Origin of the sequence: Eubacterium multiforme, assembly GCF_030813415.1 — a bacterium.
Classification (GTDB): domain Bacteria; phylum Bacillota; class Clostridia; order Clostridiales; family Clostridiaceae; genus Clostridium; species Clostridium multiforme.
In genome coordinates this window covers 209366-233062 of sequence record NZ_JAUSUF010000002.1, presented here as the reverse complement: position 1 = coordinate 233062, position 23697 = coordinate 209366, and the positions used below count along the sequence as shown (strand labels likewise).

31 protein-coding genes and 2 pseudogenes are annotated in these 23697 nt (G+C 24.0%); 24 read left to right on the top strand and 9 right to left on the bottom strand.

What is annotated here, in order from left to right; genetic code table 11:
• The first annotated feature begins 20 nt into the window (after nt 1–20).
• From J2S18_RS05180 to J2S18_RS05135, 10 genes are all read left to right on the top strand, one after another.
• A complete protein-coding gene (locus tag J2S18_RS05180; RefSeq protein WP_307484142.1) occupies nt 21–290 on the top strand; it encodes a hypothetical protein in 270 nt (89 codons plus the stop codon).
• 21 nt (nt 291–311) lie between these two features.
• Nucleotides 312–671, top strand: coding sequence for a hypothetical protein (locus J2S18_RS05175; RefSeq protein ID WP_307484140.1), 360 nt, complete (start codon nt 312–314; stop codon nt 669–671).
• Nucleotides 672–701: 30 nt separating this feature from the next.
• A complete protein-coding gene (locus J2S18_RS05170) occupies nt 702–5309 on the top strand; it encodes a phage tail spike protein (protein ID WP_307484138.1) in 4608 nt (1535 codons plus the stop codon).
• A 53-nt stretch (nt 5310–5362) separates the two neighbouring features.
• Complete coding sequence (locus J2S18_RS05165; RefSeq protein WP_307484136.1) at nt 5363–5566, top strand: BhlA/UviB family holin-like peptide; 204 nt, start codon at nt 5363–5365, stop codon at nt 5564–5566.
• Nucleotides 5567–5585: 19 nt separating this feature from the next.
• Entirely contained in the window at nt 5586–6098 is a 513-nt protein-coding gene (locus tag J2S18_RS05160; protein WP_307484134.1) for a cobalt ABC transporter permease, read from the top strand.
• Nucleotides 6099–6180: 82 nt separating this feature from the next.
• A complete protein-coding gene (locus tag J2S18_RS05155) occupies nt 6181–7170 on the top strand; it encodes an N-acetylmuramoyl-L-alanine amidase (RefSeq protein ID WP_307484132.1) in 990 nt (329 codons plus the stop codon).
• 177 nt (nt 7171–7347) lie between these two features.
• On the top strand, nt 7348–7677 hold the full coding sequence (locus tag J2S18_RS05150) for a bacteriocin immunity family protein (RefSeq protein ID WP_307484129.1): 330 nt from the start codon (nt 7348–7350) through the stop codon (nt 7675–7677).
• Nucleotides 7678–7903: 226 nt separating this feature from the next.
• Entirely contained in the window at nt 7904–8068 is a 165-nt protein-coding gene (locus J2S18_RS05145) for a hypothetical protein (protein WP_307484127.1), read from the top strand.
• 49 nt (nt 8069–8117) lie between these two features.
• Nucleotides 8118–8264 (top strand): hypothetical protein, encoded by a 147-nt coding sequence (locus tag J2S18_RS05140; protein WP_307484125.1) that lies wholly within the window; start codon nt 8118–8120, stop codon nt 8262–8264.
• Between the two features lie 168 nt (nt 8265–8432).
• Nucleotides 8433–8978 carry a DUF4352 domain-containing protein gene (locus J2S18_RS05135; protein ID WP_307484122.1) on the top strand — a complete coding sequence of 182 codons (546 nt, stop codon included), beginning with the start codon at nt 8433–8435 and terminating at the stop codon, nt 8976–8978.
• A gap of 979 nt (nt 8979–9957) precedes the next feature.
• Here the strand turns inward: J2S18_RS05135 and J2S18_RS05130 are convergent.
• The 3 genes from J2S18_RS05130 to J2S18_RS05120 all read right to left on the bottom strand — a co-directional run bounded on the left by J2S18_RS05130 (nt 9958) and on the right by J2S18_RS05120 (nt 11473).
• Complete coding sequence (locus tag J2S18_RS05130; protein WP_307484119.1) at nt 9958–10434, bottom strand: hypothetical protein; 477 nt, start codon at nt 10432–10434, stop codon at nt 9958–9960.
• A gap of 276 nt (nt 10435–10710) precedes the next feature.
• Nucleotides 10711–10929 (bottom strand): hypothetical protein, encoded by a 219-nt coding sequence (locus J2S18_RS05125; RefSeq protein ID WP_307484116.1) that lies wholly within the window; start codon nt 10927–10929, stop codon nt 10711–10713.
• A 367-nt stretch (nt 10930–11296) separates the two neighbouring features.
• Nucleotides 11297–11473: a hypothetical protein gene (locus J2S18_RS05120; RefSeq protein WP_307484655.1), complete on the bottom strand. Its 177-nt coding sequence runs from the start codon at nt 11471–11473 to the stop codon at nt 11297–11299.
• 3 nt (nt 11474–11476) lie between these two features.
• On the opposite strand from J2S18_RS05120, the pseudogene J2S18_RS05115 reads away from it, so the two are divergent.
• Both J2S18_RS05115 and J2S18_RS05110 read left to right on the top strand, forming a co-directional pair.
• Nucleotides 11477–11698, top strand: a pseudogene (locus J2S18_RS05115) (FAD-dependent oxidoreductase); the annotation flags it as partial.
• A gap of 73 nt (nt 11699–11771) precedes the next feature.
• On the top strand, nt 11772–12113 hold the full coding sequence (locus J2S18_RS05110) for a hypothetical protein (protein WP_307484112.1): 342 nt from the start codon (nt 11772–11774) through the stop codon (nt 12111–12113).
• 116 nt (nt 12114–12229) lie between these two features.
• Here J2S18_RS05110 and J2S18_RS05105 read toward each other — a convergent pair whose 3' ends face one another.
• On the bottom strand, nt 12230–12604 hold the full coding sequence (locus J2S18_RS05105) for a hypothetical protein (protein ID WP_307484109.1): 375 nt from the start codon (nt 12602–12604) through the stop codon (nt 12230–12232).
• A gap of 188 nt (nt 12605–12792) precedes the next feature.
• On the opposite strand from J2S18_RS05105, the gene J2S18_RS05100 reads away from it, so the two are divergent.
• A complete protein-coding gene (locus J2S18_RS05100) occupies nt 12793–13182 on the top strand; it encodes a DUF5684 domain-containing protein (RefSeq protein ID WP_307484106.1) in 390 nt (129 codons plus the stop codon).
• Between the two features lie 279 nt (nt 13183–13461).
• Here the strand turns inward: J2S18_RS05100 and J2S18_RS05095 are convergent, their stop codons facing one another.
• The gene (locus tag J2S18_RS05095; RefSeq protein WP_307484103.1) at nt 13462–15024 is read right to left on the bottom strand and encodes a recombinase family protein; all 1563 of its coding nucleotides are present in this window, start codon (nt 15022–15024) and stop codon (nt 13462–13464) included.
• Nucleotides 15025–15196: 172 nt separating this feature from the next.
• On the opposite strand from J2S18_RS05095, the gene J2S18_RS05090 reads away from it, so the two are divergent.
• The gene (locus tag J2S18_RS05090; RefSeq protein WP_307484099.1) at nt 15197–15358 is read left to right on the top strand and encodes a hypothetical protein; all 162 of its coding nucleotides are present in this window, start codon (nt 15197–15199) and stop codon (nt 15356–15358) included.
• 229 nt (nt 15359–15587) lie between these two features.
• Nucleotides 15588–15803, top strand: coding sequence for a hypothetical protein (locus J2S18_RS05085; RefSeq protein WP_307484096.1), 216 nt, complete (start codon nt 15588–15590; stop codon nt 15801–15803).
• 195 nt (nt 15804–15998) lie between these two features.
• Here the strand turns inward: J2S18_RS05085 and J2S18_RS05080 are convergent, their stop codons facing one another.
• The gene (locus J2S18_RS05080; protein WP_307484094.1) at nt 15999–16550 is read right to left on the bottom strand and encodes a manganese efflux pump MntP; all 552 of its coding nucleotides are present in this window, start codon (nt 16548–16550) and stop codon (nt 15999–16001) included.
• A gap of 404 nt (nt 16551–16954) precedes the next feature.
• On the opposite strand from J2S18_RS05080, the pseudogene J2S18_RS05075 reads away from it, so the two are divergent.
• Nucleotides 16955–17245: pseudogene (locus tag J2S18_RS05075) on the top strand (FAD-dependent oxidoreductase); the annotation flags it as partial.
• A gap of 61 nt (nt 17246–17306) precedes the next feature.
• Here J2S18_RS05075 and J2S18_RS05070 read toward each other — a convergent pair.
• Nucleotides 17307–18668 (bottom strand): MFS transporter, encoded by a 1362-nt coding sequence (locus J2S18_RS05070; RefSeq protein ID WP_307484092.1) that lies wholly within the window; start codon nt 18666–18668, stop codon nt 17307–17309.
• Nucleotides 18669–19100: 432 nt separating this feature from the next.
• On the opposite strand from J2S18_RS05070, the gene J2S18_RS05065 reads away from it, so the two are divergent.
• From J2S18_RS05065 to J2S18_RS05040, 6 genes are all read left to right on the top strand, one after another.
• On the top strand, nt 19101–19532 hold the full coding sequence (locus tag J2S18_RS05065; RefSeq protein WP_307484089.1) for a MarR family winged helix-turn-helix transcriptional regulator: 432 nt from the start codon (nt 19101–19103) through the stop codon (nt 19530–19532).
• 13 nt (nt 19533–19545) lie between these two features.
• Nucleotides 19546–19944 (top strand): HsmA family protein, encoded by a 399-nt coding sequence (locus J2S18_RS05060; RefSeq protein WP_307484086.1) that lies wholly within the window; start codon nt 19546–19548, stop codon nt 19942–19944.
• A 203-nt stretch (nt 19945–20147) separates the two neighbouring features.
• The gene (locus tag J2S18_RS05055; RefSeq protein WP_307484083.1) at nt 20148–20534 is read left to right on the top strand and encodes a zinc ribbon domain-containing protein; all 387 of its coding nucleotides are present in this window, start codon (nt 20148–20150) and stop codon (nt 20532–20534) included.
• Nucleotides 20535–20953: 419 nt separating this feature from the next.
• The gene (locus J2S18_RS05050; protein ID WP_307484081.1) at nt 20954–21226 is read left to right on the top strand and encodes a hypothetical protein; all 273 of its coding nucleotides are present in this window, start codon (nt 20954–20956) and stop codon (nt 21224–21226) included.
• 106 nt (nt 21227–21332) lie between these two features.
• Nucleotides 21333–21995: a hypothetical protein gene (locus J2S18_RS05045; protein ID WP_307484078.1), complete on the top strand. Its 663-nt coding sequence runs from the start codon at nt 21333–21335 to the stop codon at nt 21993–21995.
• Between the two features lie 141 nt (nt 21996–22136).
• Nucleotides 22137–22502, top strand: coding sequence for a hypothetical protein (locus J2S18_RS05040; protein ID WP_307484076.1), 366 nt, complete (start codon nt 22137–22139; stop codon nt 22500–22502).
• Nucleotides 22503–22554: 52 nt separating this feature from the next.
• Here J2S18_RS05040 and J2S18_RS05035 read toward each other — a convergent pair whose 3' ends face one another.
• Both J2S18_RS05035 and J2S18_RS05030 read right to left on the bottom strand, forming a co-directional pair.
• Nucleotides 22555–22803 (bottom strand): spore coat protein, encoded by a 249-nt coding sequence (locus J2S18_RS05035; protein WP_307484073.1) that lies wholly within the window; start codon nt 22801–22803, stop codon nt 22555–22557.
• Between the two features lie 12 nt (nt 22804–22815).
• Complete coding sequence (locus J2S18_RS05030; protein WP_307484071.1) at nt 22816–23001, bottom strand: hypothetical protein; 186 nt, start codon at nt 22999–23001, stop codon at nt 22816–22818.
• A 161-nt stretch (nt 23002–23162) separates the two neighbouring features.
• Here J2S18_RS05030 and J2S18_RS05025 point away from each other — a divergent pair, with 161 nt between their 5' ends.
• Nucleotides 23163–23381: a hypothetical protein gene (locus J2S18_RS05025; protein WP_307484068.1), complete on the top strand. Its 219-nt coding sequence runs from the start codon at nt 23163–23165 to the stop codon at nt 23379–23381.
• Nucleotides 23381–23665 carry a spore coat protein gene (locus J2S18_RS05020; RefSeq protein ID WP_307484066.1) on the top strand — a complete coding sequence of 95 codons (285 nt, stop codon included), beginning with the start codon at nt 23381–23383 and terminating at the stop codon, nt 23663–23665. Before J2S18_RS05025 ends, J2S18_RS05020 begins: the two co-directional genes overlap by 1 nt.
• Nucleotides 23666–23697 lie beyond the last annotated feature (32 nt).

Sequence of the window (23697 nt, the reverse complement as noted above, 5' to 3'; positions counted from 1 at the left end):
TAAGAAAGAAGGAATTAAAAATGGAAAATGAAGTAAAAGTAAATGTAGATATTCAAGAAAATGTAACTATAAACGGAACTGTTAATTTAAAAAATGAAGAAGGTAATGTTCAACCAGTAATGTATTTAACATGTACTTTAAATGCTGATTCATTTGGGTTGAATGTAAATGTTAATGTTGTAAATAAAGAATTATATAAATCTAATTCTACTGAGGTAAAAACTAAATATGCAGAGTTTAAAGCATTAGTTGCTAAAAGGGCAGAAGAATTAAATTATATTGTATTTTAATAAAAGAAATGAGGAATAAAAATGATAATAAAATTAACTAATAAAAAAATAGTGGAAGCTTCAGGAGCTTTAGAAGAAATAGCAAGAAAGGAATTACCTGTTAAAGTTTCATACTCTATTTCTAAAAATATATCCCAAATTCGAAAAGAATTAGAAGTTTATAATAATGAAAGACAAAAGTTAATAGAAAAATATTGTAGCAAAGCAGAGGAAGAGAATAAATATAAGATAGATGATATTGAAAACTGGAATAAAGATAGTAAAGAATTAGATGAAATCCAAGTAGACATTGATATTAATAGATTTAAATTAGATGATATTTTAGATTTTAATATGAGTGCTGCTGAATTAATGGCCATAGATTTTATGATTGAGCAATAATTTAATCTCTAATTGAAAGGGGGTTAATATTTGATACATTTATTAAATTCCAATAAGAAAAAAATAGCAGGATTAAAAAATTATAAAGATTTATATATAGAAAGTTTGTTAGAGAGTGGAGATAAAACACTCTCTTTTTTATATCCTAAAAATGAAAAATATTATTCTGATATTTTGACGGAATCATATATATTAACGAAAACAGATGAATTTATAGTAAAAGAAATTAACCCTAGTGGAGAATATACTCAATTTATTTGTAAGTTAAATGTAGAAGATTTGGAAGGAAAAGAATGGGATAGATTTATAAGTGAAGAACAAAGTATAACTTATGCATTAAATTTAGCATTAGTTGGAACTGGATGGAGTGTTAAAGAAAATTCAATAAAAAAGAAAAGGACAGTAAGAAAGAGTAGATGTAGTTCATGGGATATAATTCAAGAAATAAAGAAAATTTATAGAGTTGATATAATCTTTGATACTGTAAATAAGAAGATAGAAGTATATGAACATTTAGGCAGCTATAAAGGAACTTATTTTATTGAAAATTTAAATCTTAAATCTATTGATATTCAAGAAAATACAAATGATTACTATACCAGGATAATACCTATAGGTAAAGATGGTTTAAATATAGAATCAATTAATGAAGGAAAGAAGTATTTAGAAAATTATCAATATACTAATAAAGTGAAAACATTTTATTGGATAGATGAAAGATATACAGTAAAAGAAAGTTTAAAAGAAGATGCATTTGCAAAGTTAAATGAAATTAGTAAACCATATAGATCATATGGAGTAGAAACAATTAATCTTGCAAAAATGAATAAAAAATATAAAAATATTTTAGATTATTCTTTAGGTGATGATATAGATTTAATTTCTAAAAAAAATAGAATAAAAGAAAAGCAAAGAATAGTTAAAATAATAGAATATCCAGATGAACATCATAGAGATAGATGTGATCTTGCTAATACTGTTTTAAAATTTGAAGATTTACAACATCAATTTCAAGAAACTAGCGATACTGTAGATAATATAACAACAGATAATGGAACTATTGATGGAAGTACAATAGATTCCATAGAAGTTAAACAAATAGAAAATTTTGAAGCAAATGTAATAAAAGTTGCTAAATTAAAAGCTATATTAGCAGAACTAGAAAATTTAAATGTTAATAAAGCTGATATACAGAATCTTAATGTAATAATAGCTAGAATAGGTACGCTAGAAGTTACTAAGGCATCTATGTCTGAACTTAATGCTATTCAAGCTATAATAAAAGAAATTAAAGCAGGTAAAGCTGATTTAACAGAGCTTAATACAGCAGTTGCTAAAGTTGGGATATTAGAAAATAAAACTGCAATTTTAGAAAATGCACTAGCAGGAAATCTTACTGCTAATAATTTTAAAGCTAATGCTATAACTGCAGGTAGTGCAATAATAGCAGAGGGAGCTATTGGTTCATCTCAAATAAGCTCTTTAAGTGTAAATAAATTAGATGCTGGAGATATAATTACTAGCAAACATAAAATTATTAGTGCAGATGGGACAATAGAAATAGTAGGAAATCAGATACTTGTCAATAGAAATAATATTAATAGGATTGTTTTAGGGGAATATAGAAAGCAAGATGGTACTGCAGATTATGGTTTGTTAGTACGGGCAAAAGATGGACAAACAGTAATGATAGATGGGAATGGGGTACACAACGCTGGTATTACAGATGGTGCTATAAATAATAATAAAGTCGCTGATAATGCTAATATAAGTGGTAATAAACTAGATATAAATTCTGTTATTAGAGAAGTAAATGGAGCTACTGAAACTATAAAAGGAACTAGAGTACAAATTGGAGATAGAACTTTAGATATAGAGTTGTCTAGACAAAATAATACTATTACAGAGCATAGCAAGGAATTAAGTAATCAAAAGGCTACGATGATTGCTTTAGATAATGCTATTAAATTAAAAGTAGACAATCAAATTTTTAAGGAAGCTAAAGATAGTCTTAATGCTAGTATTTTAGAAAATTTAAATAAAGCTAATGATTATACTAATGTACAAATAAATTCAGTTAATACTAATTTATCTAAACATGCAGCAGAGCTTAATATATTAGAGAAAGAGATAAAATTAAAAGTTGGCCAAAGTGATATTGATAAAAGTGTTAAAGAAATTAATAGTTCTATATTAAGTAACTCTAAAGAAACAAATGAAAAAATAAATACAGTATCATCAGAATTAAAACAAGTTAAGGATAATTTTTTAATTAGTATTAATAGTTTAAATTCAAAAACAAGTACAATTGAAAGTAATATAAAAGTAGTTAAAGAATATCTATCTGTAAAAATAGATAAATCTAAACAAGATGCTATAAATCAATCATTACAAAATACTAACAGCTCTTTAGTTGAGGCTAAAACTTATGCTGACAATGTTTCTAAAGAAAATACTACTATAGTAGAAAAGGAACTAGAAAAAGCTAAAACTGATTTGAAAAAATATAGTGATGAAGTAGCAATAGCTAAAGCTAAACTTGCGCAAGAAAATGCAATTGCTAATACTGATAATAAAATTACTATTGAGGAACAAGCACGAATTAAGCAAGCACAAGATAATCTTAACAATGCTTTAGCTAAAGTTGAAGAAGTTAAAACATATACCAATAAGATTATAGAAGTTACCAAGCAAGAAGTTATAGCAGATAGTACAAATAAAACTAATGAATTAAGTACAGAAATTAATAGTAAAATATCTACTATTAAAGGCGAAATACTTAAAAATGAAAGTAATTTAAATCAAGCAAAGATAGATTTAAAGAAATATTCAGATGATGTTTCAATTGCTAAAGCTAATTTAGTTATAGAGCAAGTAAAAGCATATGCAGATGGGATTGTAACTAAAGAAGAGCAAGCACGAATTAAGCAAGCTACAGATAATTTAAATATAGCAGTTACAAAGGTCAATCAAGCTAAGTCAGATGCACAGAGTTATGCAGAAAATATAGCAACATCAAAAGCTAACTTAGCAAAAGCATATGCAGATGAAGTATCTATTGCCAAGTCAAACCTAGCAAAAACACAGGCACAATCATATGCAGATGGTATTGTAACTAAAGAAGAACAGTCCAGGATAAAACAGGCTAATGATAATTTAAATACTGCTATTGCTAAAGCAACTGATGCTGAAACAAAAGCTAAGGCATATGCAGACAGTGTTACTGATACAGCTAAAGCAGAAACTAATAAGTATATCAATGGTAAAGTAAAAGAAGTTAATAATGTTGTTACAGCTAATACATCAGCAATAAATATATTGAAAACAGAAGTTAGTTCCAAAGTAAATAAAACAGATATAGATACTCTTACAAGGACATTAAATGGAAAGATAATAGAAACTACTTCAAAAATAAATACAGTTGAAAGTAATTTTGTGCAAAAAAACAATCAAATAGGTGCTACTGTAAATGATATAAAAAGAATAGTATCAACAAAGGCGGATGGAAGTACAATAAGTTCTATACAAAGCCAAATAGCATCGTTTAATGTAGGATTAAATGCGATTAAGTTAGAAATGGCAAATAAAACTGATAAGACTAATATTATATCAACAATTAATTTAACTCCAGGATCTTTTAAAATTGAATCAAGTAAAATAAATATAGATGGGGCAACTACGTTAGGAGACGAAAATAAAAAACACATTTTTATAAATAAAGGTAATTACTCTATTATAAATGAAAAAAATGTTGAAAATGCATATTTAGGGTATGTTAGTTGGAGTTCAGATAATGTTAAAGATGCTCCACGATTAGGACTTGCTCCAAATGGATTTAATGGAAACTCTAATTACTTTGTTATGACTGCATTTAGAAAAGGACAAAATCCACAAGATACAGGGGACTATTTAGATATGGCTTATAGGGTTAATAGATATAATGATTATAGCAATATAAAAATGTATGATAATGGTGATATTAGAATTGCAGCTCTTAGAGATTTGGAAATAACAACAAATTCAGTTTCTAATAAATATGAAGATGGAAATGAAAGAAGATTAGCTGTTTTTAGTACATCCAGTGCATCAGCATTTAATTCATACTTAGCCGTAGGATGTGTAAGAAATTTTGATAATGGAAATGGGCTTATTTTAGCTGATGATAAACCAAATAGAGCTGGGATAAGAATACAAGTGTCTACAGATAGTTCTAATGATAAATATTTTAGATCATTGAGTGATGGGGATGTTTTATTAGGAAGTCCAAGTTTCAGATGGTATAGAGGATATTTTAAATATGCTCCTAATATTAGTTCTCATAGGCATTTAAAGACAAATATATCTAAATACAATGATATTCAAGCATATGAAGGGATAAAGAACATAAATTTATATACTTTTAATTTAAAAAAATTCGATAAAAATGGAAATGTTATTGGATATGATACAGAAGTATCATTTGGTAGCATGATAGATGAACTACCAATGTTATGTTGTGATACTAATGATACAAATCTAATAAAAACTGGAGTAGATATGTATGGATATACAAGTTATGCTATAAGTGCTTTAAAGATTGCTATAGATAAAATAGAAAAATTAGAAAAAGAAATAGAGGATTTAAAAAAGACTAGTTAATCAATTCTAGTCTTTTTTTATTGCTATTTATAGAAAGTGAGGTCTTGTTATATATGGAGCAAGAACTAATAACACAAATGATAGGAAATGTTTCTTATGCTGCTTTATTTGTATGGTTGCTTTGGGATACGAGAAAGGAGAATAGAGAAAGAGAATTAAAGTATCAGCATACTATAGAAACATTAGCTGACAATTTAAAAGCTGTAGAAGGAATAAAAGAAGATTTAGAGGAAATAAAAAATAAATTTTTAAAATAAAAGAAAGAAGGAATGAAAAATGAAAGAAACAATAGTAAATGAAATTATACCATCAGTAGGTCCAGTTTTAATTGCTGCAATTATGGGAGTTTTTGTAGCTATAGTAAAAAGCGTTGCAGATGTAATTATAAAGTATGTTGGCAAAAAGAAAGAAGTTGTAGAGCAAAGATTACAGTTAGATAAACATATAGAAGAAGTAGAAACTGCAAAGCAAGTTTGGAATATTGTAGAAGAGAAATACAGAATTACTGATAATATAAAACAGCTTGTAAAAAGTAAAGCAGATGAATTTGATAAATTGTTACTAGAGAAGATTCCTTATCTAAATGAAAAAGATGTTAAAGAACTTAGATTAGCAATAGCAGGTAAAGTAAATGAGGGAAGGGAGATGCTTAATAAAGATTCAATAAATAAACAGGCTAAAGAATTAGTAGATAAAAATTCAAAATTGGAAACTGAAAATATTGAACTTAAGAATAAATTAGCTGCAATATCAAATTATGTGCCAACTGAAGATAAAACAGGACAATAAAATAAGAAAAATATTTAAAGAGCAGAGGAAAATACCTTTGCTCTTTTTTATATAAAAATTTATAAGAAAGAAGGATTAAAAAATGGTACTAATGAAAAGAAGAATAGATCCAGACGATCATTATAATGGAAGGAACAGATTAGAATATATAGTTGTACATGATACGGGAAATAAAACAGATTCAGATGAAAGTAATGCTAATTATTTTTGTACTGGTACTCGTAACGCATCAGCTCACTTTTTTGTAGATGATGATTCAATTACACAAGTTGTTGAAGAATACAATGGAGCATGGCATTGTGGAGATGGAAATGGACGTTATGGAATTACAAATAAAAATAGTTTAGGTATAGAAATGTGTAGAAGAAATAATGAAGTTACTGCTAAGACTATTGAAAATACAATATGGCTTATAAAGAAATTACAAGCTAAATATAATATTCCTGATAATAAAGTAGTAAGACATTATGATGCAAGTAGAAAGATATGTCCAGAAGCTCTTTCAAGAAATAACTGGTCAAAATGGTGGGAATTTAAAAAGAAATTAACAGGAAAAATGCCAAGTGTTGAAATTAATAAACCTACTATAAATGTTAATTTAGATAAGGCAAGAAAATATGTAGGAGCTAGATGTAAGGAATTACAAAGGCTACTTATAAAAGCAGGATATAATTGTGGTGGATATGGAGCAGATGGAAAGTTTGGGCAAGGTACTTATGATTCATTAGTTAAATTCCAAAGAGATTATGGACTAGCACCTGATGGATTAGCTGGAACAAATACTTTTGCAAAATTAAAAGAAGTCACTTCTGGTAAAGGAAAGTATAAGAAAGAATATGATGAAAATGGAACTTGTACAGTAGTTACTGCATCAGGACTTAATATAAGAAGGGCACCAAGTTCATCATCAGAAAAAGTTGGAATATATAATAAAGGTGAATCAGTACGTTATGATCATGTAGTATTAAATGATGGATATGTATGGATCAGCTGGATAGGAGGAAGCGGCAAAAGATGTTATATGGCAGTTAGAAATTTAAGTAATGGCGAGAGATGGGGCCGTTGTGTATAGTGATTATTTTAGGCAGGAGAAATCCTGCCTTTATTTTTATGGGAAAATATAAATATTAAAAAAGTGATGTACATATAAAATTTCCAAAATACATACAATTTACATATACTTTACAAATTGTAATATTTAATATGTTAAAATATATAATAAATATTTTGAAAATTAGAGGTGATTTAATTGAGTAGAAAAGAAAAAATATTATTAGCAGAAAATAATTTATTAGAAAGAGTTTATGATTTAATTTTAAATGAAGAAACTACTGACGATGAGCGTATTAACCTTGTTGAATTTAAAAATGCAGTTGGAAATGGAAAGGACTTTGAAGTTGAAACAATGAAGTTAGCAAAGTCATTAAGATTATTAGCACTTAAAAAATTTAATAATAATAATAAAAATCTTAGCCCAGGAGTTGGTAAACTTTATATGGATATTTCTTCAACTGGATTATTAAAAGTAGAATTTGGTGTTGGAATTATTGCTCTTTCAGGAGTTTTAGGTAATCATTAAGAGGTAATATCAATAAAATAATTAAACTATTTATTTTTCTCTTAAGTTTTTCAAATTTATCAAAAGTAGTTCCTCCTTTACATTTATATTTTCTTTATAAATTTGCAGTTCTTTTTATTACTATATCAAAATAATGTAAATAAACAGTTAAAATAATGTATTTTATTAGACTAAATTTATAAAAAATGGTATTATTTAAAAGAATTTCAAAAAAGGAGGGAATAACGTGACAGCTATTTTATATTTTCTAGCAATAATTGCATGTTTTATTTTTTATATAAATCATGTAGCTATGCTAAAAGCTATAAAAAATAATAAAAGTACAACTGAAAATACAATTATAGGATGTTTTTGTATATTAATAATTTATATAGCAGTAATTACATTTTAAAAATATAAATATTAAAATATACATAAATATATATTTAGGGGGAGAATTAATGAAAAAGAAAATTATGATAGGAATATTAATTATAGTAATATTATCTTTAATTTTTGGACTTAAAGACTTTTTAAATGGGGTTAAAGAAGGATTTAATGATGGAAGAAAGACGGAAGAATTAATGGAAAGTACAACTGGAAAATAAATTATTATTTATAAATAATGATTAAGATAAGCTAAAATAGTAATTTTATATAATTAAAATAATATAAATATATACATAAAAAAGTATTGATTTGATATTGGGTTAACTCTATAAAAGTTTTTATTTTGATGTTAGAATATATTTACAAAACTTTAAGGGGGAATACATATGAAAAAAAAGCTAATTATTTTAATGATAATGATTCCAGGAATTTCTTTATTTTCAGGGTGTGAAAGTGTAAGAGAGGAAAGTATTGTCTCGTATAAGAAAGAAGATGAAGTATCAAAAATAAAATTAGATCAATCTTATGAATTTGAAACGGCTGAATTAAAAGTTTTAAATACTAAGGAGGTTAGCAATGTAAAGACTAAATCTGGACAAACTAATGCAAATGGTAAATTTATAGTGATAGAAATATCATTAAAAAATACTTCAAGAGAAGATATTGAATACTCACCAATAAGTCTTCAATTGATTAATAATGAAAAAGAATATCATATTGATGAAAATTCTTTTGAAACATTACAAAAGTTATCTTCTCAAAAAATAACAAATGATAAAGATAAAAACTATATTATGCCATATACTATAATTAATCCAGGAATAACTAAGAAGAGCTTTGCAGTATTTGATGTTCCTAAAGACTTAAAGGTAAATGATACAAAATTAATTGTTGAAGGAAATGAACATATTCAATTTGACATTAATAAATAATTAATTAAAAATATAATAAGATCAAGTACATAAAATTATTAAATTAACAATATAGGGTATTATAAAAATTTTTATATAACAAAATATAGTAAAAAATAAAAAGAATGTGCTTAAAAATAGATAATAGAGGTAAGCTTTAAGCACATTCATATAAAGATGTTTAGAAGTATAATATAAATTTTAAAATATAAAAAACAAAAAGGAGAAAGGTGGATAGGGGAAATGTAAATATCTCCTTTTTGATTTAATATTTTAATTATAATACTATAATATAATAAACTAAGAAATGATATAAGTCATAGTTTGATTAGTACAATTATATTATAATAAAATTGCAACTTGATAATTTTTTTAAGGCAATAAAATCTTAGTTATTTTGTTGCCTTTATTTTTTAATTTTAAAATAATATTGTTACTAAATTTTAATTATATCTTAATTTATGAAAAAGCAAAAAAACAGGGCGATCGGGGGAAAGCCTGCTTTTTTACTTTTTATTTATGAAATTTATTTGTGTAAATATATTATAATAGTTTTACTAAATAAATAAAATGATATAATGCATTGTTAGTAAAATATAATTTTATTTATAATTATAGGAATGGTATTAAAAAAACCAAGTGTACTCAAAGAAGCTTCCAAAACTTTAAGTACACTTGGTTTTTAAAAATATTTTTGAAAATTATTTTATTGACCACATATATTATATAAATATCTACATAATATATAAATGATGATTATCATACAAATTATTATTTATAAATAATGATTAAGATAAGCTAAAATAATATAAATATATACATAAAAAGTATTTTATTTAGTTAGAGAAAATATATAATTAAAATAAGGATGAATTCATAAGCATTATAAATAAAGAAGATACATATGTTTCAGACTATTAGTAGGAAAAGCATTTATAGATCATCAGGATATTACATAAAATTATATAAAAAATGTACTATTGTAAAATAGTACATTTTTTTATTTGCATTTAAGTTTTAAAATAAATCTAACATTATGGCTATCATCCCAAACTGTTTCAACAATATATCCATATACACCAGTTTTTTTAGGAGTAGTAAATGTATAATTAGAAACCTCAACTTCAGTATGTTTATCATTTTCTTTAATGGTTTTATTTATGGAGTATACTTTAAATGTTTTTATATTTTTAGTAAATGATAAGTTTAATTTAATGTTAGTATTACATGAAACTTGAATAGTTTCAATTTCATTTAATCTTACTATGTCATAAGTTCCTAAATCAAAACTATTACCGCCATAAGAATCAAACCAATTTCCCCCATTTGTAGAAGCTTCAAAATTTATATTATCTTTAGGCGAACTAACTTCCAATTTTGGATGATCATATGGAAACTTGGATATCATTATTGATGATACTAAGATTATTGATAGAAATACTATTAATAAAAGAATTGGATTTAAATATTTTTTCATAAAAACCTCATTACTTTTTTTGTATATTATAACATAATTTTTCATTTTGACTTTGTAACATTATATAAAGACAAGCTAAGTAATATAAACCTAGCCTGTCTTTTAATATAGGATAAGGGAATTGTTTAGTCCTTTAAAATAATATAATATAAAATTAGTATTTCCATTAGATTTCAAATTTAAATTTTACTATATTTTTTAGAATTTAACTTAAAAAAATAACCCAATAATAGATATAATAAGTAAATTAAAAATATGACTTTGTTATTATATTAATTATTCTTTTTTAGATTTAATAATTAGTATAACTCCTATTAAAATACTTAAAATAATTGGGGAATATTCTATTATAGATAACTCACTTATCGCAGAATGATAGCTAAAATTTCCAGCTGCTATTTCTTTAATAGTAATTGACATGTTATTTATTGAAATTACAATTGATAATGTTAAAAATGATAAAGCCACTATAACAGATCCTATTTTTTTATTCATAAATTTCTCCTTACTTTAATATTAATAGTCATAAGTAACAGGGATTTTTAATTCTACACTTGTTTTTCTGTAACCACCTTCAAATTATGCTCTTTGTCTTATATCTACACGAGCATAAGTCCCTTTAGATTTCCATGCTGCAAAAGGAACTCATAGATGTGCTACATACTGTAGTTAAGCATAGTATCGTTAAAAGTAAATTTTTTTTCATTTTTTTCCCTCCTTAAATCTTATTTATATATTTCTATATTTTTACTTAATTTCCTTTTTTTATTAGGAAATTTTATGAAAAATAATCATCATTTAATTTGAAATTTTTTATTAGTTGTTTTAAATATTTATCAGAGGGTATACGTTCATTACTTTCCTATCTATAAATAGTCATAACAGAAACTTGAGCTTTTTTAACAAATTGATTGTATGTAAGACCACTTTTAATTCTAAGAAGCTTAATTTTATTACCTATAGTTTTATTAGGATATAATGATAAAAAAGAAACAGTTTCCTCTTTAAAAACTTGGTTAAAGGTTGCTTTTCTATTCACATTGCACATGCAAAACTTATGACTACCTATTATCCTTTAGAAAAACTAAGAAAAATAAAAGGACTAGAAAGAGCTAAATATGTTGATCCATATGCAGGAAGTAAGGGGAATTCCATAAGATATCTTTCAGTGGCACAAAGAACAAATGATATGAAAGTAAAGGGAGTAGATAATTTATTTTGTGGTGGAGAAAAGTCAGGGTTGTTTGTTGGACATACTGATGCATGATGTTCTAAATTGCTAAATAATTAGTTATTGTATATAATAAGTATTAGTAATATAACAGGAGGAATACTAAATGGCATTTATGAATTTCTTTAAAAATGAAGAAGAAGATAATGATGTTAAAGATAATGATGATAAGCCAATTGGAGGCTTTAGTAATTGGAAAGAAGCTTTAGAATCTATGAAGGAAGATCAAATTAATAAGCATAGAGAAAGTATAACAAAGTCTTTAGAAAAAATAATAAAAGATAATAATTTAGATTTTGAATTAAATAGTTTAAATGAAATAATTAATGAAAAAGCAACTTATTTTGAGGAAAATAAAGAGCTTTTAGAAGAAAAATATGAAAATAAAGATTATGAAAGTTTAATATATAAATTTAGTGAAGAAATCTTAAAAGGTAAATTAAACTAAAGAATATTATATAAAATAATACATAAAAGTACCTCATAGAATAAACTTTTTAAAATATTTATTCTATGAGGTACTTTTTACTAATGAATTAATATTATATCTTATTTATATTAGTATTAATTTGAAGCTAATTTTGAATTTGTTTCATTTATAGTTTTAAGTTTTGAATATCCAACGAAACTTAATACTAAACTTGGAACAACAAATAATACATATATTAAGAACATTACTCCTGCAACTGAATATAAAATACCTGCTGTTAAAGCAAATCCTCTTTTATTAGTAAAATATGATACCCAATTAAATATTACAGCTAAAACAACTAATATCATATGTGGTGTAACTAATGCTGTTGCGATTGCTGCACCTGCTTGTTCCGCTACATCAGATGTTCCTGCAATTGCACTTCCAAAATGTGCAATTAAAAATATTGCATATACTGTTCCTATTATAGCACCTACTAATAATGCCTTTGAATGTTTTGGTTTCATGATTTTTTATCCTCCTAAAAATTAGTCCTTAAAGATAATACTATATTTTGAAGTTTTTGTCTACTTTTTACATTTATAAAAATATTTTTAAATAGATTATTATATATTAATAGTTCAATAAAATTTAATTTTACATTTCTATTTATTACTTATATATTTGATATATTATAATATAAGAGGTGATATATATGGATTTTATTAGAGGAATCTACGTAGGAAGTTTTAGCTTGCTTTGGGCTTTAATTATTTATCTTGTTAGAGTTTATCCAAGTTACGTAATGGCTAAAAGAGCAAATTTAAAAAATTCGTGGATGATGTTATTTCCAGTTTTAGGAGAATTAAAAATGTTACATTTAGCTGGTTTTTCTTATTGGTATTTTATATTAACTTTCATACCATTTGTTAATTTTATTTTTGCAATAATAGTCTTTTATAAAATAATGAAAAACTTTGGTTTTGGATTAGGAATGACTATTTTGGGAATTATTTTCTCATTTATAGCATTTTTAACATTCTGGTATATTACATTAAGCAAAAAAGAATTCGTTGGGGATATTCCAGAAGATTATAGAGAATAACTATATAAATAATTTTAAAAAGCAACCTTAAGGGTTGTTTTTGTTTATACTTAAGGTGGAATATGGATATAAAAATAAAAATTTTTTATAGTTAATTTTATAAATTTCAATATTTTCACAAATTTCTAACATTTAATCTATATAGTTTTAATTATTATACTTTATTTTTTATAAGTAATTTGTTATTATATAAGTAACTCGTAATACTTATATCTGATAGTACAGTTTTTCTGCTTTAATTGCTGTACTATCTTTTTTTATAATAGGCTATGCTTTAAATTATTTGTATTTTAATATTATTTTATTAGAATCACTAATCCATGTTATTTTTTCAAGTATATTATTTAAAGAAATTTTCTTTTCTTCAAAATTCATATAATCAAAATTATTTTTAAATTCATCTAAATTTTTAATGTTATTAGTTATATCCTTATTAGTTCTTTCAAATTTTGTTTCTATATCTTTAAATTTATCTATTTTTTTATTTATTGAAATTAATTTATTTTTTAATATTGAAATTTGATTAATAAGTAATTTTGATATATAATCATCATTTACAAGGGATAGTTTATTTATTAAGTTAGTTATTTTAGTTTTTAAAAGTTCTTTTTCTTTTAGGAGTTCTTTTGTTGCATAACATGTGTCTTTAGTATATAAGGAGTTAGTTAATAAATTTAAATTATTAAATATTTCTTTAGCAGTTCTAAATTTGATTTTTTCTATTATAAGCTTTTCTAGTTCTTGTCCATTTATATTTTTAGATTTACATCTAGTTCCACCAGAATTATTTTTCATAGAACAAGTATAATAAAAGAGTTTACTTCCATCAGGTTTTGTATGACCATAAGTAATTCTCATTCCTGATCCACATTGGCATTTTAATATTCCAGTTAATAGGGCAGTATTAGTTTTACCAAGTCTAGGAGCTTTTTCAGTATTTTCTTTTATTATTCTTTGTACTTTAAGCCATTTATCTCCTGAAATAATTCCTTTATGATTACTTATGGCAGCAATTTTTTCTTCACCTTTTCCATAACGTAAAATACCATTACCATTAGGGATGCCACATACTTCATATCCTAAATTATTTAAAAAATCACATACTTTTTTAGTACTTTGCACATATACTGGATTTTGAAGAATTACATTAATAGAACTTTTATCTAAATTTCCATTATTTTTGCCTTTAAAATTATTACTTAATGACCATTTACTAACTTTAGATAAGGATTTTTCTTCTAAATATTTATCATAAATAAGTTTAACTAATTTAAGCTCTTCAACGTCTTTTTTTAGTAAGGTTATAGAATGATCTTTCATATTTTCATCTTTAAAGCTCTCTCTAATGCAATTAAAGCCTAAGGGTGATTGTCCACCAAGCCAACGACCCATTTTAGCAAGAGTATACATGTTATCCTTTATACGTTCTGCAAGTTGCTCACGTTCTAATTGTGCAAGAGAAGCCAATATACCTATAACAGCTCTACCAAAAGAAGTGGAGGAGTCAAAGCCCTCAGTAGAACTGTATATAATACAATGTAATGAATTACACATTTCCATAGTGTTGTGTATATCTCTTGCATTTCTTCCAAGTCTATTTAATTGATATAGTATAATTTTATTTATTTTGCCACTTTTAACTTTAGAAATCATTTCTTGATATTTAGGTCTATCTTCATTTTTACCAGAGAATCCTTCATCTATATATAGTTCTATATTTTTTTCTGTTATCTCATCAGAAAATTTAAAATCAATAAATTTTTTGCATTTTATAATTTGATTTTCTATAGATTCACCTTTTCCAGTAAATTTAGATTTTCTACTATAAATTGCAATAGCCACAGATTACCTCCTTATTTTTAATAATTAATTTTATATACAGCCTTAATAAAAAACTTTATATTATTATATTTATATTTTTTTAGATTATTTATAGTAGAGTATAATTCATAAATTATTTTTATAATGTAACAAAATTAAAAATTAATCATAAGGTATTTTAAGGGGGAATTAGATGGTAAAGATAGCAAATATAAAAGTTGTTGAAGAAAATAAACCTTCTGAAAAATGTAAAGATGCCTTTGGGAAAATTGCAGCTAAATCACTTATAAGAATATTAGGTATAGAAGAATGCAAAAGATTAGCAAAAGAGTATTACGAATCTAAAGAAAAATAGGCTAAAGTAGCCTTGATAAATTAATAAAATACATAATTTAAATTATAGTATAAATTTTAATATTAATTAAAAGGCGAGATAGTTTATAAATAAACTTATGAATCAATATAATAGAAAATTAATATATTTAATTGAAATACTCGTAAATGATTATAAAAACAAACAAAAAATAAAGGTATTTTAAAATTTTTATAGAATATAAAAATAAAAGTATAAAGGTGGGAGATGAGTGATTAAATTAAAAAATATTATTCAAGCAACAATGGAAATGAAGTGTCCTAATGATGTTTATGAACATTATAAAAATACACATTGTATTTTAATGTTAGCAATAAAAGAGGGACGAGATATATTAGATATAAAAGATGAAATAATTGAGTATAATGGAAAACAAATTATAAAAACAACTATTAAATTAACTAGTAAAACAGTATTATTTACATAATTTTCATAAAATAAATAATTTAAAAGAGTATACATGAGAGGAAGTAAGACCTCTTTTTTTTTTATGCACAAAAAAAGACAAGTTAAAAATGACGCTAGATAACTTGTCTTTCTTTGTAAGTGTAATATTATTAATACTACTATAACATTAATATAAAAAAACATCTACCTTTTATTGAAAAATATTTAATAATAATTATAAGAAACTTTCATAAGCACCTAAAATAATTAATAATAGACTTGAAATAAATGATGAATACTTACCAATTAATTTTCCAAGTAAACTTTCTCCAATCCAATATCCTAAAATTATAGTTAAACTAGTTATAATTAATGTAAAAATAGTTGAGTAAAAAATACTTATTCCAGTAATACTAGCTGATATTCCTATTCCTAAATTATTGATTGTAAGAGCAAGTGCTATAGAAAAGCTATTTTTAAAATTTAGTTTTTTATTAGAATTATTTTCATTTGAACTTTTATTTTTTAAATAATCTATTAAAAACCATAATCCTATTAATATTAAAGCAACTCCACCTATAATATTAGCAATAAAGTTTGGTAATATATAAGCTATTATTTTTCCAAATTTCATAGATAAAAATGTTCCTAAAGTAGAAACTACTGTTATTATTAAGTTGCTCATAAAAGGGATTCTTATTTTGTTCATACCATAAGAAATAGATAGTGTAAATGTATCTAAATTTGAAGATATAGACAAGATAAGGGCTGATAATAATTGGTGCATAGAATCTACCTCTATTCTTAAGTTTTACATAATGAATTCAGTGAAATTATATCATATAAAATTTAAGAATCATTGTTAAACAATATAAATATACAATATTTTAATAAATTTAATGATATTTTAATTTAGTATTATATAAAATAAAAAAAAGGCAAGTATAAATGATATAGGTAACCTGCCCTTTAAATGAATAAAATAAATGAATTTTATTTAGTTATTGAATTAATTTAATTATAATATTAATATTCAGACAATTCAAAACTTTATAAAATATTTAACTTTAAATTCATAAAATTAATAGTTATATAAAAAATACAAATAATATACTAACAGCTGGAAAGTAGAAAGTTAGGGTAGGTATAGTACTAAAAATATATAAAATTATTTATTGCAATTTGGACTATTATACTGAAGCTATATGTACAGGATCTCTTGCAGGTCATAATGCAGTGAGGCAGTTTATGGGATTACCACTTTTAATACTACCAAGAAATTTAGCAATAGGAGATATTATAGCCTATGCTAATGAAAAGACATTAAAAGAAGAGGATAGAAAAAGTAGATACACCTTTGCAGGTTCAGTATATTTTAAACGAATGCAAGAAAAGGGACTATATATAACAGATAAAAATATTATAGAAGATAAAATAAATAAATTAAATCTTAATAATATATTAGCAATAAAGCTTACTTAAAAAAATAAAAATGCCTTATCTTTCTTTTAAAGATAAGGCATTTATTATAAAAATTTATTAACTATTCTTTTTTATCTTTTGTACTATGTCTATTATATTTTTTGAAAAATACAATAAGCATTGCTATACTACCTATTAAATAAACTGTACTAGCTATATAATAAGCAGTTCCATATCCACTTGGAGTTCTTAATAAATAATATCTTGCAAATAATCCAGCTAAAATGCCTACTAAGCTATTTACTATTAACATAAGAGAATTATATGCTGGAACTAAGTTTTTAGGAACAAAAGTTAATGGTAAAGATGCTTTTATAGGACCTGCAATATTTGCAACTCCAGATCTTAAAAATAAAATAATTCCAATAGCCCAAGCTACATTTGCACCAAACATAGCGCCATTTGCCATAAGTAGCATTAATGGAATACATAATATTGTTCCAAGAGAAACTGTAACAATGGAACCAAATTTCTTTTCAAACCAAGGTGTACAAAAATAAGCTAAAACCATAGCTAAAGATGATAATGTCATTATTGTTGAAACAACACCTCTACTTATATGCAAGAAATTGTTTAAATATATTGGGAAATATGGCATTACAAGCATAGCACCAAAACCCATTAGACTAGTTATAACAACCCATAAAATTACATATTTATTAGCAAATAATTTAAAGTCGAACTTTTTGGTTGCCTTTCTTGCAGCTAATTCTTCTGGAGTTTCTGTATAATCTTGAGGTTGTTCTTTTAAAAATAATAAGCAAATTAATGAAAGTATTGTTAAGATTACTGCAATCCATAAAACAAATCTATAAGAAGATGTATATGCTGATAATTGCATTTGATTTAATTCACCTTGATGTTCTGATAAAAGAGCTGCTTTATCATAAGATACTTTTAAAACTTTACTAAACTTCCAAACTACAATTTTACCATTAAAAAACATTAATAAACATTGGCTAATTAAATTACAATACATAACTCTTGCAAACATAGAGGTTCTTCTATTTTCAGGAGTATATGATGTAAACATTAAAGGATACATACAGTCATACATTGCAGCACCAACATTTATAATAATGTTAGCAATTAAAATTACAGTTGAATTTTTACTGTATATACATGCAAATAGCCCAAGTAGTAATACAATAGGAGAAGTAACTATTATTTTTTTATAACCAATTTTATTTGTAAGTAATAATACAATTGCTATTATAAAGGTGGCTATTGATCCATAAGCTGGAAGTGCTTTAACAACATCTGGAACTGTAATATTTAAATAAGAGATATAAGAGTCATTTATTATACCAGTTACAGCACCCATAAAAATATAGCTTATTATAAATATGGTACAATTATACCTCCATCTTTTATTCCAAGTTTTGTCATTGAAAGTAACTAGATTTAATAATTTTTCTTCCACAAAAATTCCTCCTTTGTTTGATATCAAATTAATGATTACGTTTACAATATAATAATAAGATTAATTTCAAAAAAATCCAATTTATAGAAAAATTAATTGTAAAAAATTCATATAAAAATATAATTAGATATTTATAAAATTTAATTATTTCTTATTAGAAGTTAAAATAATTAATTGTTTTATTGTATTTTATGAAAGCTTTTTATATTTTTTAAAATTTATAAATTCTCATAAGAATTTTAGTATTAAGTTATAAAAATTTGTTAATAAAAAACTTAATAAACTATAAGAAATTAAATATAGAAGTAAGTACATATTAAATTATTCATTATTAATTAACACCATAGACATTGTAATATTTTTTATATAGTATTATTATTTTAGTGTAATAATTAGTATGCTAATAGTTTAGAAAAGAAAAGGAAGTATTTTATGAAGTGTATACACGAATTTAAAATTTGTTTATATATAAAAGAAATTAATTCTATGATAAATAGTAAAATAACAGAAAAGTTAAAGAAAAGAGATCTTACTCAAAGTCAGGTTACAGCTATTAAGTTTGTTGGTCATTTTGATAAATTAACATTAAGTGAGTTAAGCAAAAAGATGGCTATAAAAAAATCAACCTGTTCTGGAATAGTTGATAGATTAGAAAAGGTTGATATTTTTGAAAGGGTTAAGGATGATGAGGATAAAAGAATAACTTATATTAAATTTTCTGAAAAAGGACAAGTTTTATCAGATGAAATTAAAGAGGATATAAATAATAGTTTTAAAGAAATATTTAATGGTATTTCTGAAGAAGATTTAAAAACAATTGAAAATGGACTAGAAAAAATTATTAGTTTAATAAAAGAAAATTAAGGAGATGATTATAATGCCAAAATTATTAATTCCAGCAATTATATTTATAACTTTAGCATTAATATTTTATACAATAGGTGTTTGGGGAGAACATAGGGCAAAAATTTTAAAGAAAAAACATGTAATTATTTTTTGGTGTGGTTTAGTTTGCGATACTCTAGGAACTTTTACAATGAGTAGAATAGTTGCAGCTGGAACAGATAGAACTATAACACCTACTCAATTATTAATACATCAATCAACTGGTATGTTAGCTATAATTCTAATGCTATTTCATGCTGTTTGGGCAACTTGGGTTCTTAATAAAGGAAGTGCTAAAGCAAAAGAAGCCTTTCATAAATTTAGTATGTTAGTTTGGTTTATTTGGTTAATTCCTTATTTTGTAGGAATGTATATAGGAATGACAGGCTAAAATTAATAAACATTACAAATAGTAGGTTGAAGAAATTTTAAATAATAAAAATTTCTTCAACTTTTTCTATTTTTAAATTACTTTAATAAAATAGACTTATTTATATATAGTAAACTAAAAATATAAATTTTTGATAAAATAGAAATAAGATATATACTTAAATTAGTATTGATTTTATATATAACTATTATTTGGAGGATTGTATGTTTTTTATTGGAATATTTGGTATAGAAAATAAGGAAGAAGAAATAAAAATTTTAAATAATGTATATTGCAAAAAATGTAATAAAAATTTAAGTGGAAAACTTATAAAAACCTTTGATTGTTTTCATTTATTTTTTATCCCCATTTTTAAATGGAATGAGCATTTTTATTTTATATGTAACAGATGTAATTCTGTTTATGAGATTCCTAAAGAAAAGGGAAAGAGAATCGAAAGAGGAGAGAATATAGATATTACTTACTGGGATTTAAACCCAATTGAAACTAGATATAATAATTATGAAAAAATAAATAGGTGTCCAAATTGTGGTAGAGTTTTAGAGGCAGATTTTATATATTGTCCATATTGTGGGGCAAAACTTAAATAAATTATTTTATTAATTTAATACAGTTAAATAGTTCACAAACTTACAGAATAATATAATATTACTATGGATTTTATAATAATAATTGTAAATTTTAAATAAAAATTTATAGAAAAATATAGTTATAATATTACTATTTTACAATAAAAAATTTTATATAATAAATATTATTACAATTATTAATAACAGGTGATTATAGGTTAAGTTAGATATTTTATTTGATAGGATTGTTTTAAAAATATTATTAATTAGAGCTTAATTTATAATATTATTTATATATATATTACTAAATAATATAAAATAGTTTATAAATTAACAATTATAGATAAGTTTTTCATAATATGGTAGAATGTTATTGATTTTATAGAAGCATAATTATTTATAATATATTATATTTAAAGTTTTCTATAAAAGCAGGTATTATGAAAAGAGGCGTTTTTTTAATGAAAAATATTCAAAAATACATAGAGTCAGCAAAGGAGATTCTTACAGAAAAATCTTTAAATATATTAGATGGGGAAACTGTAAGTGAAGGGACTCTATTATCTACTGGAATAGATGAATTAGAAGAAGGTGAGGTTTTATCCTTTATTGCTAAGGAATCTAATAAATTAAATCCAGTATGGTATTATTATAATATAAAAAATAAAGTTATTTATAAGCATAAAAATAATAAATGGAAAAAAATATATTAAATAGATTTTTAATGAAAGAACTTTCTAAGTAAAGTTCTTTTTATTTTTAAAGGAAAAAGGAAATTTAAAAAATATATAGAATCATATTTTTAAAGGAGATGATTTTATGTCCATAATAGCAACAGTATATATACCAGAGGGAATAGCAATAGCAGCTGATAGTAGATTAACAGGAACTACAACACACAAGGATGGAACTAAGGATAGGCATACATTAAGTGATAATTCACAGAAACTATTTTTAATAAATAATAATACTATAGGCATAGCATGCTGTGGAGATGCAATAATAGCTGGAAAAGCTGTAGGGGATTTTATTAGAACATTTGAAATAGAAGAAATACAAAAAGAAGATACAATAACAGATATAGCAAATAAATTAAAGGATTATACAATTAAACTACATGGAGAAGGAGTAACTTATCATGTAGCTGGCTATGTTGATGATATTCCATATGTATATAAAATAATAAATAATGAAATTATAAGAAATAATATTAAGGAAGATAATAGTATACAATATGGATTTACATGGAACGGTGATCCTGAAGCTTTAAGAAAATTAGTGTTAGGAAATCCACCAATGCAATTTAATTTTAATCTTATGCAGTTAAAGGATGGAATAGATTTAGCAGAATTTTTAATTGATTTAACAATAAAGTATCAGAGGTTTGATATGAGACTTGCAACTTGTGGAGGTCCCATTGATATATTAGTTATTACAAAGGATTATGCAAAATTTATTAAGCATAAGATTTTAAATCCATAAAAAATGTTTTAAAAGATACTATTTTTTAAATAATACAAAAAATATGGTAATATTAAATTGATAAATTTATTTAAAAATTTAAATGAACAAAATATTCCTTAACTTCTAAAGTATTGTTAATATATTATGGGAGGGGTTTTAATGTTAAAAGAAGTTTATAAGGAGTTTTTAAATAAGGGTATATTAGAGGAAAAAAAGTTAAAGGAATTATTTAAAATTATTAAATTATATTCAGGAATAGGTTATTTGTATCCTGGATCTATAATGATTAATTTAAAAGTTTCAGCATATAAAGCTTATGAAATATTATCTATACTTGAGATGAATGATATTGTAAGTAAAGGTTATGAGGAATATTGTAGCAAATGTGATAATTATGATACTAAAATTTACAATGAATTTTCAAATATTCCAGATAAATTTTATTGTGGTAATTGCAAGGAAAAGCTTGATTGCATAGAAGACACTGTACTTTTATTTAGAATTAATAATAATATAGAATTATAAAGTTAAAAGCACCTACATTAAATGTGGGTGCTTTATAAAATATAAATATATTCTATCCCATAGTTAATTCAGATTTTACTGTACTTATTTCAGTTTCATTTGCTGGCTGAGCAGGTTTATAATATCCTTTATCTTTAGCAACTGTATATACAGCATATTGACGCATTTCATCTTTATTTCTCATTTGTTGTACTGTTTCACGTAGCTGCTTATTGTCAGTTTGAGCTATTATTGAAGCATATCCTGTTAAACTACTATTAATCATACTTAAATAATCATTAATCATATCTTTTTCATTCATAATATTATCCTCCTATTTTAGAAAAGACATTAAAGTCTCTTTACTATTTTTTGCATCTTGAGCATCCTTTTTTAACATTTGAACAATATTAGGATCTGTACAATGGCTAGCATAGTCTTCAAGTTTATGTTCAATTGTTCCATGGGCACCAATAAGATGACGAAGATTTTGTAATTCTAATAGATTCAAGTTTGACATAAAATCACTCCTAACTTTAAATTTCAATTATATTATCAGAATAAATACAAAGAATTATTCAATATATATAATTCCAATTAAACATAAAATATCCAAGGTTAATAATTACTTTATTAGCACATTACTAATAAAGAAATATGATAATATGGAGGTTATATGTTGTGCGAGACTTCTCTGAAACAGAAATAATATCTTTAGCATCAATATTAAAAATGGAAAATGAAGGGCTAATTAAACAACGACTATTAAATTCATTAATAATGGATGAGGACTTGAAAAGAGAGGGAGAATCAAGGATTTTAGCAATTGAAACAAGAATAAAAACTTTAAAACAATTTATAGATGAAAATCAAATTTCAATTGTAAAGGATGTGGAATGATGACAAATATGATTAAAAATTTAATTAAAGATAAAATTAAAATAGATGATGATATTATATCTAATATTATGTTAGATTCTCTAAAAAAGGAAAGTTATATGTATCTTAAAATGACTTTAATGAGTACTACAATAGAACTTAGACTTTTATATCTTAATTTTTTAAATCAAATAGTTTCAACTCATACAGAAATTACAAAATTATCAGTACATAAGGAATGGATATGTCCATATGACTCTATAATTAAGCAACTAGCTGATGCATATAATGAATCAATAGATTAAAAAAATAACCTATGAGTCTAAATATAAGACCC

Coding starts and splice junctions, on each gene's coding strand:
- J2S18_RS05180 (WP_307484142.1), top strand. CDS start 21: ATGGAAAATGAAGTAAAAGTAAATGTAGATATTCAAGAAAATGTAACT.
- J2S18_RS05175 (WP_307484140.1), top strand. CDS start 312: ATGATAATAAAATTAACTAATAAAAAAATAGTGGAAGCTTCAGGAGCT.
- J2S18_RS05165 (WP_307484136.1), top strand. CDS start 5,363: ATGGAGCAAGAACTAATAACACAAATGATAGGAAATGTTTCTTATGCT.
- J2S18_RS05160 (WP_307484134.1), top strand. CDS start 5,586: ATGAAAGAAACAATAGTAAATGAAATTATACCATCAGTAGGTCCAGTT.
- J2S18_RS05155 (WP_307484132.1), top strand. CDS start 6,181: ATGGTACTAATGAAAAGAAGAATAGATCCAGACGATCATTATAATGGA.
- J2S18_RS05140 (WP_307484125.1), top strand. CDS start 8,118: ATGAAAAAGAAAATTATGATAGGAATATTAATTATAGTAATATTATCT.
- J2S18_RS05135 (WP_307484122.1), top strand. CDS start 8,433: ATGAAAAAAAAGCTAATTATTTTAATGATAATGATTCCAGGAATTTCT.
- J2S18_RS05130 (WP_307484119.1), bottom strand. CDS start 10,434: ATGAAAAAATATTTAAATCCAATTCTTTTATTAATAGTATTTCTATCA.
- J2S18_RS05125 (WP_307484116.1), bottom strand. CDS start 10,929: ATGAATAAAAAAATAGGATCTGTTATAGTGGCTTTATCATTTTTAACA.
- J2S18_RS05110 (WP_307484112.1), top strand. CDS start 11,772: ATGGCATTTATGAATTTCTTTAAAAATGAAGAAGAAGATAATGATGTT.
- J2S18_RS05105 (WP_307484109.1), bottom strand. CDS start 12,604: ATGAAACCAAAACATTCAAAGGCATTATTAGTAGGTGCTATAATAGGA.
- J2S18_RS05100 (WP_307484106.1), top strand. CDS start 12,793: ATGGATTTTATTAGAGGAATCTACGTAGGAAGTTTTAGCTTGCTTTGG.
- J2S18_RS05090 (WP_307484099.1), top strand. CDS start 15,197: ATGGTAAAGATAGCAAATATAAAAGTTGTTGAAGAAAATAAACCTTCT.
- J2S18_RS05080 (WP_307484094.1), bottom strand. CDS start 16,550: ATGCACCAATTATTATCAGCCCTTATCTTGTCTATATCTTCAAATTTA.
- J2S18_RS05065 (WP_307484089.1), top strand. CDS start 19,101: ATGAAGTGTATACACGAATTTAAAATTTGTTTATATATAAAAGAAATT.
- J2S18_RS05060 (WP_307484086.1), top strand. CDS start 19,546: ATGCCAAAATTATTAATTCCAGCAATTATATTTATAACTTTAGCATTA.
- J2S18_RS05055 (WP_307484083.1), top strand. CDS start 20,148: ATGTTTTTTATTGGAATATTTGGTATAGAAAATAAGGAAGAAGAAATA.
- J2S18_RS05050 (WP_307484081.1), top strand. CDS start 20,954: ATGAAAAGAGGCGTTTTTTTAATGAAAAATATTCAAAAATACATAGAG.
- J2S18_RS05045 (WP_307484078.1), top strand. CDS start 21,333: ATGTCCATAATAGCAACAGTATATATACCAGAGGGAATAGCAATAGCA.
- J2S18_RS05040 (WP_307484076.1), top strand. CDS start 22,137: ATGTTAAAAGAAGTTTATAAGGAGTTTTTAAATAAGGGTATATTAGAG.
- J2S18_RS05035 (WP_307484073.1), bottom strand. CDS start 22,803: ATGAATGAAAAAGATATGATTAATGATTATTTAAGTATGATTAATAGT.
- J2S18_RS05030 (WP_307484071.1), bottom strand. CDS start 23,001: ATGTCAAACTTGAATCTATTAGAATTACAAAATCTTCGTCATCTTATT.
- J2S18_RS05020 (WP_307484066.1), top strand. CDS start 23,381: ATGACAAATATGATTAAAAATTTAATTAAAGATAAAATTAAAATAGAT.